Origin of the sequence: Microbulbifer hainanensis (assembly GCF_014904735.1) — a bacterium.
Taxonomy (GTDB): Bacteria; Pseudomonadota; Gammaproteobacteria; order Pseudomonadales; family Cellvibrionaceae; genus Microbulbifer; species Microbulbifer hainanensis.
The window spans coordinates 1-788 of record NZ_JACZCR010000086.1 but is presented as its reverse complement, the minus strand read 5'-3'; the positions used below and the strand labels follow the sequence as shown (position 1 = coordinate 788).

The following is a 788-nucleotide window of genomic DNA, read 5'->3' as shown; positions in this document are numbered from 1 at the left end:
TCTAATTCCGTGGCTACGCCATAAGAACAGCGCAGGTTGCCATATCTACGCCCGCCCCGTCGCGCCACACTCCTTCACGCTCCTGGACGATCTCTCTCTGTCTCAGCTTGACCGTCTGGCCTGTCTTAGCCCGGTGGCTATCGTCGAAACCAGTCCCGCGAACTACCAAGGCTGGATCCGACATGAACGCGTGCTGGAGCCGGGGCTATCAACCGTCATTGCGAAGTACCTAGCCGATGCCTTCGACGCCGATCCGAGCAGCGCAGATTTCCGGCATTTCGGACGGCTGCCCGGATTTACAAACCGGAAATCAAAGTACGAGAAACAGGGCCGGTTCCCGTTCGTGCGCCTGATCTCGACTGCGCCGCGATCCGTTTCGCCGAGCGGATCGATGATTTCCAATTGCGAGCAAGCCTTGGTGCTCGAGCGCGCACGCGCGCAAGAACAACGCCGCCGGCGGCTGACCGATGCGATAGCGCGACCGCGCCGCAGCGTCGACATCGCGACGTTCCACACCAGTCCCCAATATCAGGGCGATCTTCACCGGGCCGACTTCGCATACGCTCTCGCGGCTTCCGCGACGGGAGAAACAGTCGAAATGATCGCAGATGCGATTCTTGGCGCCCGCGATCTGGCTCATAAGGGTGACACGCACCGCCAGCAGGAATACGCGCGCCGCACCGCCGAGAAGGCCGTCACCTTCGTCAGAGGAAATGCGGCATGACTGAGAACATCGCGATCACGGAGAGATTCGAGAACGGTTACGTCAATATTCGGGTGATGGCCGG

Annotated in this window: 1 protein-coding gene; it reads left to right on the top strand. The window is 60.7% G+C overall.

Going from position 1 to position 788, the window contains the following annotated elements; genetic code table 11:
- Positions 1 to 724 (top strand): DNA-primase RepB domain-containing protein (locus tag IG168_RS20445; RefSeq protein ID WP_193166456.1); only part of this gene is annotated, 724 nt, incomplete at its 5' end.
- Positions 725 to 788: the final 64 nt, after the last annotated feature.